This window comes from Vibrio sp. D420a (assembly GCF_030248625.1).
Taxonomy (GTDB): domain Bacteria; phylum Pseudomonadota; class Gammaproteobacteria; order Enterobacterales; family Vibrionaceae; genus Vibrio; species Vibrio fortis_A.
The window spans coordinates 21,647-36,967 of the sequence record NZ_JAHGAN010000051.1 but is presented as its reverse complement, the minus strand read 5'-3'; the positions used below and the strand labels follow the sequence as shown (position 1 = coordinate 36,967).

The 15,321-nt window shown below is 44.7% G+C and carries 15 protein-coding genes; 8 read left to right on the top strand and 7 right to left on the bottom strand.

The annotated features are described in order from the left end of the window. Nucleotides 1–15: 15 nt before the first annotated feature. The 7 genes from csdA to KI743_RS22700 all read right to left on the bottom strand — a co-directional run bounded on the left by csdA (nt 16) and on the right by KI743_RS22700 (nt 7,296). Complete coding sequence (csdA, locus tag KI743_RS22730) at nt 16–1,227, bottom strand: cysteine desulfurase CsdA (RefSeq protein WP_285468363.1); 1,212 nt, start codon at nt 1,225–1,227, stop codon at nt 16–18. 101 nt (nt 1,228–1,328) lie between these two features. Continuing rightward, complete coding sequence (panE, locus tag KI743_RS22725) at nt 1,329–2,216, bottom strand: 2-dehydropantoate 2-reductase (RefSeq protein ID WP_285468361.1); 888 nt, start codon at nt 2,214–2,216, stop codon at nt 1,329–1,331. 112 nt (nt 2,217–2,328) lie between these two features. Next, nucleotides 2,329–3,105, bottom strand: a complete 777-nt coding sequence (locus KI743_RS22720) for an outer membrane protein OmpK (protein WP_150871273.1) — start codon at nt 3,103–3,105, stop codon at nt 2,329–2,331. Nucleotides 3,106–3,552: 447 nt separating this feature from the next. After that, nucleotides 3,553–4,908 (bottom strand): MFS transporter, encoded by a 1,356-nt coding sequence (locus tag KI743_RS22715; protein ID WP_150895647.1) that lies wholly within the window; start codon nt 4,906–4,908, stop codon nt 3,553–3,555. Nucleotides 4,909–4,962: 54 nt separating this feature from the next. Further along, the gene (locus KI743_RS22710) at nt 4,963–5,511 is read right to left on the bottom strand and encodes a peptidylprolyl isomerase (protein ID WP_150871279.1); all 549 of its coding nucleotides are present in this window, start codon (nt 5,509–5,511) and stop codon (nt 4,963–4,965) included. Then, a complete protein-coding gene (locus KI743_RS22705) occupies nt 5,511–6,080 on the bottom strand; it encodes a YajG family lipoprotein (protein WP_032551417.1) in 570 nt (189 codons plus the stop codon). The genes KI743_RS22710 and KI743_RS22705 overlap by 1 nt, the downstream gene beginning before the upstream one ends. Before the next feature lie 64 nt (nt 6,081–6,144). After that, the gene (locus tag KI743_RS22700; protein WP_150871282.1) at nt 6,145–7,296 is read right to left on the bottom strand and encodes a methyltransferase; all 1,152 of its coding nucleotides are present in this window, start codon (nt 7,294–7,296) and stop codon (nt 6,145–6,147) included. Between the two features lie 174 nt (nt 7,297–7,470). Here KI743_RS22700 and bolA point away from each other — a divergent pair, with 174 nt between their 5' ends. From bolA to KI743_RS22660, 8 genes are all read left to right on the top strand, one after another. Next, nucleotides 7,471–7,782, top strand: a complete 312-nt coding sequence (gene bolA / locus KI743_RS22695) for a transcriptional regulator BolA (protein ID WP_032551419.1) — start codon at nt 7,471–7,473, stop codon at nt 7,780–7,782. Between the two features lie 519 nt (nt 7,783–8,301). Beyond that, nucleotides 8,302–9,642, top strand: a complete 1,341-nt coding sequence (locus tag KI743_RS22690; RefSeq protein ID WP_032551420.1) for a Na(+)-translocating NADH-quinone reductase subunit A — start codon at nt 8,302–8,304, stop codon at nt 9,640–9,642. 5 nt (nt 9,643–9,647) lie between these two features. Next, complete coding sequence (locus KI743_RS22685) at nt 9,648–10,892, top strand: NADH:ubiquinone reductase (Na(+)-transporting) subunit B (RefSeq protein WP_032551421.1); 1,245 nt, start codon at nt 9,648–9,650, stop codon at nt 10,890–10,892. Continuing rightward, entirely contained in the window at nt 10,882–11,649 is a 768-nt protein-coding gene (locus KI743_RS22680; protein WP_032551422.1) for a Na(+)-translocating NADH-quinone reductase subunit C, read from the top strand. The genes KI743_RS22685 and KI743_RS22680 overlap by 11 nt, the downstream gene beginning before the upstream one ends. Next, nucleotides 11,649–12,281, top strand: a complete 633-nt coding sequence (locus KI743_RS22675; RefSeq protein ID WP_032551423.1) for an NADH:ubiquinone reductase (Na(+)-transporting) subunit D — start codon at nt 11,649–11,651, stop codon at nt 12,279–12,281. Before KI743_RS22680 ends, KI743_RS22675 begins: the two co-directional genes overlap by 1 nt. 7 nt (nt 12,282–12,288) lie before the next feature. Continuing rightward, nucleotides 12,289–12,885, top strand: a complete 597-nt coding sequence (gene nqrE / locus KI743_RS22670) for an NADH:ubiquinone reductase (Na(+)-transporting) subunit E (RefSeq protein WP_032551424.1) — start codon at nt 12,289–12,291, stop codon at nt 12,883–12,885. A 29-nt stretch (nt 12,886–12,914) separates the two neighbouring features. Then, the gene (gene nqrF, locus KI743_RS22665) at nt 12,915–14,141 is read left to right on the top strand and encodes an NADH:ubiquinone reductase (Na(+)-transporting) subunit F (RefSeq protein WP_285468357.1); all 1,227 of its coding nucleotides are present in this window, start codon (nt 12,915–12,917) and stop codon (nt 14,139–14,141) included. A 162-nt stretch (nt 14,142–14,303) separates the two neighbouring features. Continuing rightward, nucleotides 14,304–15,308, top strand: coding sequence for an FAD:protein FMN transferase (locus KI743_RS22660; protein WP_032551426.1), 1,005 nt, complete (start codon nt 14,304–14,306; stop codon nt 15,306–15,308). Nucleotides 15,309–15,321: the final 13 nt, after the last annotated feature.

The following is a 15,321-nucleotide window of genomic DNA, read 5'->3' as shown; positions in this document are numbered from 1 at the left end:
TTACTCGCTTACTCGCTAAAGCATATCCACCGCTTTTTCTATCGCAGCGATTAGCCTCTCAACATCCGCAATATCATTATAAATACCAAACGAAATTCGCACCGTGCCTTTAATTCCCAATGCATCCATTAATGGGTGAGCACAGTGGTGCCCCGCACGAACCGCAATGCCCTGTTGATCGAGCAGAGTCGCGATGTCCTGATGATGCACGCCATCCATAATAAATGTGACCACACTAGAGTTAGGTTGGTAACCAATCACTTTGATGTCATCCAATTGCGACAGAGCTTGGTAGGTCATATCGACCAGTTGATGGATATGTTTCTCGACTTGTTGCTGTTCGAATTGACTCAGCCATTGAATAGCAGCGTCTAATGCAATCGCACCTGCTACATTAGGTGTTCCAGCTTCAAACTTTCCGGGTAATGCAGAGTAGGTAGTGCCTTCAAAAGAAACACGCTCGACCATCTTTCCGCCACCATGCCAAGGCGGCATCGACTCTAGTAATTCTAGTTTGCCATAAAGCACACCGATCCCTGCTGGTGCATAAAGCTTGTGTCCTGAGAATACGTAGAAATCAGCGTTAAGCTCAGCCACATTGACAGGCTCATGAACAATCCCTTGCGCACCATCGACAACCACAATCGCACCGACTGAATGTGCTTTTGTTATGACCTCTTCAATAGGCTGGCGCGTACCCGTGACATTGGTGATTTGTGCCAGTGCCACAATCTTGGTTTTCTCGCTCAATAGCGAATCAAACGCGGCTAAATCGAACTGACACTGTTTGGTCATTGGTACCTTGACGACCTTTGCACCAGTTTGCTCAGCGACGATCTGCCACGGAACAATGTTAGCGTGGTGTTCAAGTTCGCTAATTAGAATTTCATCTCCCGGATTTAAAGAGCTTCGAGCGTAGGTTTGGGCAATTAAGTTAAGAGCTTCAGTCGCGCCGCGAGTCCAGATGATCTCTTTGCTTGAAGCTGCTCCAATAAACTGAGCAACATAATCTCGCGCTGCCTCAAATTGGCTGGTGGCTTTGGCTGTAAGGCTATGGCTTCCACGATGAACATTGGCATTCTGCTTAGAGTAATAGTCACTAATCGCATCGATCACCACTTGAGGTTTTTGGGTCGTCGCAGCGCTGTCTAAGTAGATTAGAGGCTGTTGATTAACCTGTTGGGTGAGCGCAGGAAATTGATTGCGAATGTGTTGGATGTCTAGCATCTAAGATTACCTAAGAGTTGAAGTTTGGATAGGGCGCTGAACTTAGCGCTTCTATTTATTGTATCGTGAGTTGCTTGATCGTGGAGACAAAATATCTCTGTCTATTTATGCCAAAGTACTTCTTGTTGTTTTACTCGATCAAAGAGCGCTTGATTGGCTGGCGTTGCGATACCGTGCTTGCGAGCTGTATTGAGTAAGTGACCAGTAATAAAGTCGATCTCAGTTTTTCGCTGATAGAACATATCCTGCTTCATCGATGAGTTGTTAGCCGCAGTAGCTTGGATAACTTGTTGAACGATTGAGCTGAGTGATTCGATAGAGGTTGGTAGATTCTCTGCTGTCATCACTTCAACGACTTCAGCGACGATGTCATTGATTAAGGCTTGATACTTCTCTTCAGCAAGTTGACCATTTTTAACCTGTTCAAGACCAGTTAGAGGGTTAATCGCGCAATTTACCGCAAGTTTGTCCCACAACGCTTGATGGATATTGCTGTTCCAAACAACGTCGGGTAGGGCGTGATTGAGTACATCAACCAAGAAGGCACAATGGTTGCCGTGACTGTTGTAGCCACCAAGTTGGGTATTACCCAGTCCAGTATGATGCGCCTGAGTTGGTGAACTTTTATAAGCGGCTTGAGTTGTAGTAGCGAGAACTACCGGGAATGGTTCAATATGTGAAGCGATGTTATCTACTGCGCCCATACCGTTATGCATGAACAGAAGAATGGTATCTTTATCTATATGAGGAATAAGCGGCAGTATTGCAGATTCCACCTGCCAAGCTTTTACCGTAATTAAGATAAGATCACTATCGGCAAGCTTCGTTTGATTATTATTGTCGAATCGAACTTCAGCTTGGTCATCGAGTGATATTAGGTAGTCGGTTTGAGTAGAGCGGCTCCATACTGATACGTTATGACCAGCTTGATGAAGTTTAATTGCCCAAAGTGAGCCAACGGCTCCCGGACCGACAACAGTAATATTCACAATACGACCTAGTTTTATCAGATAGGTGCTCAGGATAGCGTTGCAGAATATGAAAGCAATAAAAAATGGCACCCGAAGGTGCCATTTCATTCAATCTTCAATGCAACTTATATTAGAAGTTGTATTGTAGACGGTAGATTACTAGATCTTGGTAGCCTTCACGAGCTAGCTTGTTGTATGTGTAACGGTATAGAACGCCAGCTGAAAAATCTTCGTGGAAGTTCCACATTGCATTCACAGAACCGTTTAGACCCCAGTCGCCACCTTGAACAGCTGCGTAAGAATCGTTACGACCAAACTCGTATTCACCCCAAGTAGAGAAAGTGAAGTTCTGGTTACCGATGTCAGTGTTGTAAAAACCAACCCAACCAAGCATACCGCCGTTAGCACCAGTGTTGATTGTATCAGCACCAAACTCAGCTGTAGCTGTAGCTAGCTCATGAACACCGATGAATGGAGTGAATCCCCAACCTTCGCCGCCAAGGCCTGTGTAGCCAAGACCAACAACACGGTTTTGCTCGTGGAAACCACCTTTGTCAGCATCAGTGTTGTAAACCTGAGCGTAAAGAGAAACGTTTGTTTCACCTAGGTTGTAGTGGATAGTACCTTTAAGAGATGCACCACGGTCATCAGTTGCACGATCAACACCTTCGTAATCGTAGAAACCGTAAATCTGACCCCAATCAAATCCAGCGCCACCTTCGATACCGATAACCGCTTGGTTACGGTCTGAGATATCACCGCCGAAGTTGTCGTCGTCGTTACCGAAGCCTTGGTTCCAAACTTGGTAGTCAGCATACATGCTACCGAAACCGTATAAGTATTCTGCTTGAGCTGGGATAGCTGTCGCAGCTGCAATTACGCCAAGAGCTAAAAGTGATTTACGCATAAGGGAACTCTCTCTGTTAAAAATAAATAACTCGCTAATCCATGCGTGTTAGTCATGTCCGAATGGCGAGCATGATAGCGATTTTGCTCTCAATTAAAAGTGAGAATGGATGCAAAGTGAAAATAAAATAGTGACTTTGGTCACACAAATGATCTAAATAAGGGAACTTTGAGAGTGCAATGCAACCCGATGCTGTCAACTTTTTATTGATTTAGCGATTGCTGCATATTTTATAGATGAATTGAATAATTGATGTACGAAGCAAACGTTTTTGCAGTATCTAGTGATGTAAATCTCGTTATCAACATAAATGGTATAAAATGAATTGACACCGTATTTTCAGTTACAGGTAAGCTTATATCTCAATATAAATAATACAAATTAGTTGAGCTGCAAATAAAAAGAGAGTCAATAGACCCTCTTTTATCACGGTGAATTTACTTACTGCTATTTCTGTTGACGTGCTTCTTCAAGTAAGCGAGCGAAGAAGTGTCGAAGAGAGTAAAGCATCAATAGGCTTGGTATCACCATTAACGCGGTAATAATAAAGAACAGCGACCAATCATTAAGGTAATCGACAAGTTCACCACTAAAGGATGCTAACGTTGTGCGCCCGAAGTTACCGAGTGACGCTAGGAGTGCGTATTGAGTAGCCGAGAATGCTTGCCCAGTTAACAAGGTTAAAAACGAAACAAACGCAACTGTCGAGAAGGCCGTTGTAAAGTTATCGACAATAATAGTCGCGAGGAATAGGGTTTCACTAGGCCCTGCTTTAGCAATCCATGCAAACATCAGGTTACTGCCCGCCATCGCAATACCGCCGATCATTAACCCTCGCACAATACCAAACTTCACGTTGAAGACACTGCCCAGTAATGTGAAGAATATGGTCGCGCCCCAGCCAATCAGTTTCGAGTAGTGACCGATCTGTTCGTTGCTAAAGCCTATCTCTTTATAGAAGGTGATAGACATACGGCCCAAGAAGGCTTCACCAATCTTAAACAAGAACACAAATAACAGTAGAGTAATTGCCACCTGCACGCCATTGCGTTTGAAGAAGTCATAAAATGGTTCAATCACAGTTACGGTAAACCAAGCGACAATTTTCGAATCGACCACTTTATTGTGACGTTGTTGAGCTTGCTCTTGCAGCCGTTCACGTTCTGTTTTCGGTTCTCCAACCAATAATGTGAATAACATTAAGATTACCACTACACCAGCCATACCGTAGTAGACACCATTCCATCCAATTGCGTCAGCGTTAATAAATGCGAGATAACCTGGCAAGGAATAACCTGTCCACCAACCAACGACTGCCATTGCAGAGGCTTGCGGCAGTTTTGATGCTTCAGATTTAGGGAAGGTGTCGATACGAAACGCATCGATGGCGATATCTTGAGTTGCAGACGCAATCGCAATACCCAGAGCCAACATTGAAGTAAACATCAAATCGTTGGCAGGATTGACACCAGCTATAAACAGGGTGGCAATTAAGACGATGGTTTGACAGAAAAATATCCAGCTGCGTCGCTGTCCAAGTATTGCATGAAGCACAGGCAACTTGACGCGATCTACTAGTGGTGCCCACAAGAAATTGATGGCGTAGACCGCGAATACACTACCGAAATAACCAATTGCAGCGCGAGTTAATCCGGCGTCTTTCAGCCAACCTGACATATTTGAGCCGATTAATACCCAAGGAAAACCGCTAGAGCAACCTAACATAAATACCCAGAGTAGACGTTTGTCTAGATAGCTACGGAAGGTTTGCATCCATGAAAGAGAGGAAGAGCCTGATGACATAGGGCGTCCTTGTATAGAAAAACGCCCTTAATGAGTTAAGGGCGTGAGAGGAGGTTATTTGATGACTTTAACGGCTGTAATCACAATTGGGTCGACTGGGATATCAGACATGCGGCCCACGCGTTTAGTTGGGATGGTTGCCATTTTCTGAACGACATCGAAGCCCTCTGTCACTTCACCGAATACCGCATAGCCTGGGTTGCCAGCACCAGCATTTAGGAAGGTGTTGTCAGAATAGTTAATGAAGAACTGACGAGTTGCAGAGTGTGGCGCGTTGGTACGTGCCATCGCAATCGTCGCGGTTTTATTCTGTAGACCATTGCTGCCTTCATTTTTAATTGGCGCATAAGTAGGTAGACGGTTCATCTCTTCATCAAAACCACCACCTTGAGCCATGAAACCTGGGATCACGCGGTGGAATTGGCTACCGACATAGCTGCCATCTTCTACGTACTTCAAGAAGTTTTCTGAGCTGATTGGCGCTTGCTCTTCATTAAGCTCGATTGTGAAGTTACCCAGCGTGGTTTCAACAGCCACTTTTGGACCAGCCCAAACACTTGCACTTAGCATAGCCAGGGTAATAGAAGTTAGAATGCGACCCATTAGAAACGCTCCTTCATGTAAGTTTGCAGTTCTTGGTCGTTAGCGATTTCAGTCAGGACTAGATTGATAACATCGTTTAGAACCAGCGCAATGTCTTCGTTTGAAGCGCTTAAGGCACCAGTGCGAACGGCGGTACCATTAAAGGTTTTTACCAGCTTGCCTTCCGGTGTTTCAGCTGTCACTTCAAGTGTCACCTTACCATCCATCTGGTTTTCCATGATGGTGTGCTTAACGGTAACTAAGGCTTCTTGGATTTCAAGAACAACTGAGTTCTCGCTATTTACGCTTGCTCGGAAGCCCTGTGATTCTAGCTGTTGAGCTAATACGTTCTCTAGAGAGATACGCATGTTCTGCTTAGCGTGAATAGGTTGAATGTTGGAACGGCCGCTATCCACGAGTGCGACGTATTGTGCCGCACGTACATCTTTACTGCTTAGAGTGTACGTTTTGCCTTGTACTAGGTTGCTATTACTGAGAGAAGCTTCTGGAGCTAGGTTGATCTGCTCTTGTTGAGGCGCTGAACACGCCGTCAATGCCATAATAGAAGCTGCTAAAATCAGTTTTTTCATTCCTATATCCTTTCTAATTCCACACGAGACGCACGGCACTTTTCCCGTACGCGCAATACCACAGCTACTTATTAAAGTTAGCGGGCTCTCTTGTTGCTTGTAATATCTCAAATTTTTGGTTCAATTCAAGCGTTTCGACGTTCGCCTTGCCAAATAATCTCGCTAACTTTACATCGTATCCGAGGTGTCGGTTGCCAATAACAATTAATTTACCCCCGTTGCTAAGAACATGCTTTGCATCACAAAACATCTGCCATGCGATATGATCGGTGATCGCTTGCTGTTGATGGAAAGGGGGATTACACAGAACCAAGTAAGTACTGTTCTTCTTGAATCCATCCAAACAGTTATTGGCGATGAACTGGAAGTTACCCTCTTCTCCGATGTTGTCACGGATGTTCTGCTTGGCAGATTCCACAGCCATAAAGCTCTCATCAACACAGGTAATGCGAGCTTGTGGGTTCAATTGCGCCGCTTTAACGCTTAATACTCCGTTGCCGCAACCTAGGTCGATGATATGACGAAGCTCAGGATCTTGCGGGATGTGCTCAAGCATATAGCGAGCGCCCTGATCGAGTGCTTCCCCTGAGTAAACGTTCGGTAAATTTTTCAGGCGGATATCCTCCCCATCAACGTCCCACTCAACGAATGGCTCAACCTTGTGAATAGGCTGACAGTTAGGTGATGAGAATACCAAGCGGTGTTTTTTCTTCGCTAAAGAGGTTTTGGTTTCACCGAGGTATTTTTCAAATAGGTTGAGGGTAGATGTGTGAATCTCTTTCACTTTATTGACACCAATCACTTGGCACCCTTCAGGAAGTGCCTGACGCAATTGACTTAGCTGCCACACTAAATGGCGATTGGTTTTTGGTAGCTGCATCAATACCAGATCAACGCCAACTGGAATGTCATCCATGGTATTGAGAAACTGGACGCGATTACATTGGTTGCGTTGCAGGTTTTTAAGTGCGCCGCGATGAGAGATGTAAGAGTCGCTCATCATCGTTACGTCGTGATCTTGTGAGAACCAAGCGGATAGTGCACCGAAATGATCATTGAGAATCAGGATGTGCTTTCCAGGTTCTAGGTTCATCTCTTCGACATGGTTGATAATGTATTCATCACCAGCATCCCACGCCTGTAGGGTTTCACTAGAACGTTTAGGGAAACGATGTAGAGTCAGGGTTCTGTCGTGTAGGGTAAGTTCGGTTTTCATTACTTAGATACTTATGTGAGAAATAACCGCGACATTCTCTCAAAAGCAGACTAAACAAGATAGAAAAAACTCTACATTCCCAAGAGTGTCATGTATTAAAGAGCCAGACAGTCTCCCGCTTTGGGGTTATACTGTTTTGATAGTGAATAATAAGAGTCCGATAAAGGAATCATGATGATCCAAGAAGTCATTGAAACGAAACTGCATAATGAGTTTGAGCCAACACATCTCAACGTCGTGAATGAAAGCTACATGCACAATGTTCCAGCAGGTTCTGAAAGCCATTTTAAGGTGGTCGTAGTGAGTGATGCGTTTGAAGGGCTGCGTTTGATTGCGCGCCATCGCGCGGTTAACCAAGTGCTTTCTGAAGAATTAGCGAATCATATCCATGCGCTCTCCATTCATACTTATACAAAAGATGAATGGCAGAAGCAGTTTGATAGCGTGCCAGACAGCCCTATGTGTATGGGCGGCAGCAAGTCGTAAAGTAGACAGATAAACAAAGGGTGGCATTGGCCGCCTTTTTTATCGCCAAATTTATCGGTTTTTCGTTGTTATATTGACCAAGTTGATGTCACCTTGAACGATTAAAAATACCCATAATTAGTAATGTTTTTATTAACAGTGTTTCAACATAATCGGAAAAATATTAGTTTGTGACAGAGTGTTAATCTCTTGTTTAAAACGCTATTAAAATGCCTTTTTATCTGTGCGGCTCGTCAAAATTATTCATATTTGAGAGTCCATATGCTTCAATTCTCACCAAATATAGCCCTTATTCAAGTTATTGGTCATGGCATCAAGACGTCAAAAAATGCTAGAATACGGCACCTGATAAATCTCACCTCATTTTTGTGATGAGTTTATTAAGATAATGTTGCGATTTTGGTGCCTTATTTTTACCAAAACCGGACACTCTAATGTCGTGTCTAAGGGCGCATAAAAACCGTCCTGAATTTACGCAATTAAAAGAATCTTTTTCCCGATAAAGTAGTGCAAGTGCGTATGATTACAATAAAGAAGGGCTTGGATCTTCCTATTGCAGGAACTCCATCCCAGGTGATTAATGATGGTAAGTCCATCACTAAAGTCGCCTTGCTTGGCGAAGAGTACGTTGGTATGCGTCCTACGATGCATGCTCGCGTTGGTGATGAAGTGAAGAAAGGCCAAGTTCTTTTTGCAGATAAAAAGAACCCAGGTGTTGTATTTACTTCTCCAGCAAGCGGTAAAGTTATTGAAGTGAACCGTGGTGCTAAGCGTGTTCTTCAATCAGTAGTGATTGAAGTAGCAGGCAATGAGCAAATCACGTTCAATAACTATGAAGCTAACCAACTAGCAGGTCTAGATCGTGATACGGTTAAGACTCAGCTTGTTGAGTCTGGCGCATGGACCGCTCTGCGTACTCGTCCGTTCAGCAAGGTTCCAGCTGTTGATTCTGAAACTCAGGCTATTTTCGTAACTGCTATGGATACGAACCCTCTAGCTGCTGAGCCAGAATTGATCATTAACGAGCAGTCTGATGCTTTCGTTGCTGGTTTAGATATTCTTTCAACTCTAACGAGCGGCAAGGTTTACGTTTGTAAGAAAGGCACAAGCCTACCTCGTTCGTCTCAGTCTAATGTTGAAGAACATGTTTTCGATGGCCCACACCCTGCAGGTCTTGCAGGTACGCATATGCATTACCTATATCCGGTAAATGCACAAAACGTAGCGTGGAGCATTAACTATCAAGACGTTATCGCGTTCGGTAAACTTTTCCTAACGGGTGAAATTTACACAGATCGCGTTGTTTCTCTGGCTGGCCCAGTAGTAAACAACCCGCGTCTAGTTCGTACTCAACTTGGTGCTAGCCTTGATGAGCTTACGGACAGCGAGTTGATGCCAGGTGAAGTTCGTGTGATCTCAGGTTCAGTACTAACTGGTACTCAAGCAACAGGTCCTCACGCTTACCTTGGTCGTTACCATCAGCAAGTTTCTGTTCTACGTGAAGGTCGTGATAAAGAGCTATTCGGCTGGGCTATGCCTGGTAAGAACAAGTTCTCTGTTACTCGTTCATTCCTTGGTCACCTGTTCAAAGGTCAGTTGTTCAACATGACAACAACAACGAACGGTAGTGATCGCTCAATGGTTCCAATCGGTAACTACGAGCGCGTAATGCCTCTAGATATGGAACCTACTCTGCTGCTTCGTGATCTATGTGCAGGCGACGTTGATAGTGCTCAAGCACTAGGTGCGCTAGAGCTAGATGAAGAAGATGTAGCATTGTGTACCTTTGTATGTCCAGGTAAGTACGAGTACGGTCAACTACTTCGTGAATGCCTAGATACGATTGAGAAGGAAGGGTAATTTTCATGGGCCTTAAAAAGTTTCTTGAAGACATCGAGCATCATTTTGAGCCGGGTGGTAAACACGAGAAGTGGTTCGCGCTTTACGAAGCAGCGGCAACTGTGTTCTACACGCCAGGTCTTATTACAAAGAAGAGCTCGCATGTTCGTGATAGCGTTGACCTAAAACGTATCATGATTATGGTTTGGTTCGCGGTATTCCCAGCTATGTTCTGGGGTATGTACAACGCGGGTGGCCAAGCTATCGCTGCACTTAACCACATGTACGCAGGCGCTGAACTAGCATCTGTAATCGATGGTAACTGGCACTACTGGCTGACTCAAATGCTGGGCGCTTCCTTGGGAGCCGATGCAGGTGTTGGCAGTAAAATGCTACTAGGTGCGACTTACTTCCTACCTATCTACGCAACGGTATTTATCGTTGGTGGTTTCTGGGAAGTTCTATTCTGTATGGTGCGCAAGCACGAAGTTAACGAAGGTTTCTTTGTAACTTCTATCCTTTTTGCACTTATCGTTCCGCCAACACTTCCTCTATGGCAAGCGGCACTAGGTATTACCTTCGGTGTTGTTGTTGCTAAAGAGATCTTCGGTGGTACGGGTCGTAACTTCCTTAACCCTGCACTTGCTGGCCGTGCGTTCCTATTCTTTGCATACCCTGCACAGATTTCTGGTGACGTAGTATGGACTGCAGCGGATGGTTTCTCTGGTGCAACTGCACTTAGCCAATGGGCTCAAGGCGGCGGTAGCGCTCTAGTGAACACTGTATCTGGTGAAGCAATCACTTGGATGGATGCGTTCATTGGTAACATCCCAGGTTCTATCGGTGAAGTATCGACTCTAGCTCTTATGATCGGTGCTGCGATGATCGTATACATGCGTATAGCTTCATGGCGCATCATTGCTGGTGTAATGATCGGTATGATCGCTGTGTCTACGCTATTCAACGTGATCGGTTCTGACACTAATGCAATGTTCAGCATGCCTTGGCACTGGCACCTAGTTCTAGGTGGCTTCGCATTCGGTATGTTCTTCATGGCAACAGACCCAGTATCAGCATCATTTACTAACAAAGGTAAGTGGTGGTACGGCATCCTAATCGGCGCAATGTGTGTAATGATCCGTGTTGTTAACCCAGCATACCCAGAAGGCATGATGCTTGCGATCCTATTCGCAAACCTATTTGCTCCTCTGTTTGACCACGTTGTAATCGAGAAGAACATTAAGCGGAGACTAGCTCGCTATGGCAAGTAATAACGATAGCATTAAAAAGACGCTGTTTGTTGTTATCGCATTGAGCCTAGTGTGCTCAATCATCGTTTCAACAGCTGCAGTTGTTCTTAAACCTAAGCAACAAGCTAACGCAGTTCTTGATCAGCAAACTAAGATCCTAGAAGTTGCAGGCATCGACCTAGCAGGCGACATTCCTGCGTTATACGCAGAGAACATCGAACCTCGTCTAGTTGATTTCGCTACTGGTGATTTCGTTGACGGCGATGCAGCTGCATACGACCAACGTAAAGCGGCAAAAGATCCTGCTCAGTCTATCAAGCTTTCAGCTGAAGAAGACGTAGCTAAGATCCTTCGTCGTGCTAACACTGGTACGGTTTACCTAGTTAAATCTGGTGAAGAAACGACTAAAGTTATCATCCCTGTTCACGGTAACGGCCTATGGTCAATGATGTACGCATTCGTTGCGGTAGAGACTGATGGCAACACAGTTTCTGGCATCACGTACTACGAGCAAGGTGAAACTCCAGGACTTGGTGGTGAAGTTGAGAACCCAACATGGCGTGCTCAATTCGTTGGTAAGAAACTATTCGACGAAAACCACAAGCCAGCTATCCAAGTTGTAAAAGGTGGCGCTCCTGAAGGTTCTGAGCACGGTGTTGATGGCCTTTCTGGTGCAACACTAACTAGCGTTGGTGTTCAACATACATTTGACTTCTGGTTAGGTGAAATGGGCTTTGGTCCGTTCCTAGCAAAAGTTCGTGACGGAGGTCTGAACTAATGTCTAGTGCAAAAGATATTAAAAAGAGCATCTTAGCGCCAGTATTGGACAACAACCCAATCGCGCTACAGGTTCTTGGTGTGTGTTCTGCTCTTGCGGTAACCACTAAACTAGAAACAGCATTTGTTATGACTATCGCGGTAATGTTCGTTACTGCTCTGTCTAACTTCTCTGTATCTCTAATCCGTAACCACATTCCTAACAGTGTGCGTATCATCGTTCAGATGGCGATCATCGCATCACTAGTAATCGTGGTAGACCAAGTGCTTAAAGCATACCTATACGATATCTCTAAGCAGCTATCTGTATTCGTAGGCCTAATTATTACTAACTGTATTGTAATGGGTCGTGCTGAAGCATTCGCAATGAAGTCTGAGCCAATCCCATCTCTAATCGATGGTCTTGGTAACGGTCTTGGTTACGGCTTCGTTCTTATCACTGTAGGTTTCTTCCGTGAGCTTCTAGGCTCAGGCAAACTATTTGGTATGGAAGTACTACCTCTAGTGAGCAACGGTGGTTGGTATCAGCCAAACGGCTTGATGCTTCTAGCACCTTCTGCATTCTTCCTAATCGGCTTCTTGATTTGGGCGATTCGTACGTTCAAGCCAGAGCAAGTAGAAGCGAAGGGGTAAGGTAGTCATGGAACATTATATTAGTCTGCTAGTTAAATCGATTTTCATCGAAAACATGGCGCTTTCTTTCTTCCTAGGTATGTGTACATTCCTAGCGGTATCTAAGAAAGTTAAAACTTCTTTTGGTCTTGGTGTTGCGGTAGTTGTAGTACTTACAATCGCTGTACCTGTAAACAACCTTGTTTATACGCACATTCTAAAAGAGAACGCGCTTGTTGAAGGTGTCGATTTAAGTTTCCTTAACTTCATCGCATTCATCGGTGTTATCGCGGCACTTGTACAAATCCTAGAGATGGTTCTTGACCGTTTCTTCCCACCTTTGTACAACGCACTAGGTATCTTCCTACCACTGATCACAGTTAACTGTGCAATCTTTGGTGGTGTATCTTTCATGGTAACGCGTGACTACAACTTCGCAGAATCTGTTGTTTACGGCTTCGGTTCTGGTGTGGGTTGGATGTTAGCTATCGTTGCACTTGCGGGTATCCGTGAGAAGATGAAGTACTCTGACGTACCTCCTGGTCTTCGTGGTCTTGGTATCACGTTCATCAGTGTTGGTCTAATGGCGTTAGGCTTTATGTCTTTCTCTGGTGTTCAACTGTAGGGTAAGCACCCAGAAATAAGGAATAACAAATGCAAAGCATTATTCTTGGTGTAGCGATGTTTACCATCATTGTACTTGCACTGGTTTTAGTGATTCTTTTCGCTAAATCTAAGCTTGTACCTACAGGTGACATCACTATCGCTGTAAACGATGACCCGACTCTAGCAATCACGACGCAACCGGGCGGTAAACTGCTTGGTGCTCTAGCTGGCGCTGGCGTATTCGTATCTTCTGCTTGTGGTGGCGGTGGCTCTTGTGGTCAGTGTCGCGTAAAAGTTAAATCAGGCGGTGGCGACATCCTTCCAACTGAGCTTGACCACATTACTAAAGGTGAAGCGCGCGAAGGTGAACGTCTTGCATGTCAAGTTGCTATGAAAACTGACATGGATATCGAACTTCCTGAAGAGATCTTCGGTGTGAAGAAGTGGGAATGTGAAGTTATCTCTAACGATAACAAAGCAACCTTCATCAAAGAGCTTAAGCTGCAAATCCCTGATGGCGAATCAGTACCTTTCCGTGCTGGTGGTTACATCCAGATTGAAGCACCTGCTCACCACATCAAATACTCTGATTTCGATGTACCAGAAGAGTACCGCGAAGACTGGGACAAGTTTAACCTGTTCCGTTACGAGTCTAAGGTTGATGAAGATATCATCCGTGCATACTCAATGGCTAACTACCCAGAAGAACACGGTATTATTATGCTGAACGTGCGTATCGCTACGCCGCCGCCTAATAATCCTGATGTTGCACCTGGTCAAATGTCATCGTTCATCTGGTCTCTTAAAGAAGGCGACAAGTGTACTATCTCTGGTCCATTTGGTGAGTTCTTCGCGAAAGACACAGACAACGAAATGGTATTCGTTGGTGGTGGTGCTGGTATGGCGCCAATGCGTTCACACATCTTCGATCAGCTTAAGCGTCTTAAATCAACTCGTAAGATGTCTTTCTGGTACGGTGCTCGTTCTAAGCGTGAGATGTTCTACGTAGAAGACTTCGACGGCCTACAAGCTGAAAACGATAACTTCGTTTGGCACTGTGCTCTGTCTGATCCAATGCCAGAAGATAACTGGGATGGTTACACAGGCTTCATCCACAACGTACTGTACGAAAACTACCTGAAGGATCACGAAGCTCCTGAAGATTGTGAGTACTACATGTGTGGTCCACCGATGATGAACGCGGCTGTTATCGGCATGCTGAAAGATCTTGGTGTAGAAGATGAGAACATCCTTCTAGATGACTTCGGTGGTTAATCCACTTAAGTGACTGATATTATGGCTGGCTCTTAGGAGTCAGCCATTTGTTTTTCTAAGCTGTGTTCACCATACAACGGCTTATATAAGAAAGCATATTTGGCAACTATGCAGACACTGTTCTTTCTTATATAAATCACTAACAATAATGGGAGTAAGCAAGTGAGAATTTGGCTTGTTGCATTAACTTCTCTACTGTTTCTAGCGGGCTGTGAAAAGCCACGTGAACAGGTACATTTGAACGGCCCAACCATGGGCACGAGCTACAATATTAAGTACATCAATAGTGATGAGTTTCTAGCGTCGGATAAGGTACATGCAGAGATCGACCGTCTTCTTGAAGAAGTGAACGATCAGATGTCGACGTACCGCAAAGATTCCGAGCTGAGCCGCTTCAATCAATATGAAGGTGGCGATGCCTTCGAAGTATCTGAACAAACCGCAATTGTTGTGAAAGAAGCGATTCGTTTGAACGGTCTAACTGAAGGTGCATTAGATGTAACGGTTGGGCCTTTGGTTAACCTTTGGGGTTTTGGTCCAGAAGCTCGCCCTGAAGTGGTTCCAACAGATGAAGAGTTGGCTGCACGCAAACAGAAAATTGGTATCCATCATTTAAGCGTTGAGGGCAACAAGCTGACGAAAGACCTGCCAAAGCTTTACGTTGACCTTTCAACGATTGCGAAAGGCTGGGGCGTGGATGTATTGGCTGACTACCTAGACTCTATTGGTATTCACAACTACATGGTTGAAGTCGGTGGTGAGATTCGCCTTAAAGGTCTGAACCGTGAAAATGTTGGCTGGCGCATTGCGATTGAAAAGCCAAGCGTTGAAGAGCGTACAATTCAAGAGATCATTGAACCGGGTGATATGGCGATTGCAACATCTGGTGATTACAGAAACTACTTCGAGCGTGATGGTGTTCGTTACTCGCACATTATCAACCCAGAAACCGGTAAACCGATTCACCACAAAGTGGTGTCAGTAACCGTATTAGACCCATCTTCAATGACTGCAGATGGCTTATCTACTGGCCTTATGGTCTTAGGTGAGGTAAAAGGTATGGAAATCGCGAATCAACATAATATCCCAGCATTTATGGTGGTTAAAACAGCCGATGGCTTTAAAGAGATCGCCTCTGAAGCGTTCAAGCCATACTTAAAGAAATAAGGTAGCGAGAGCA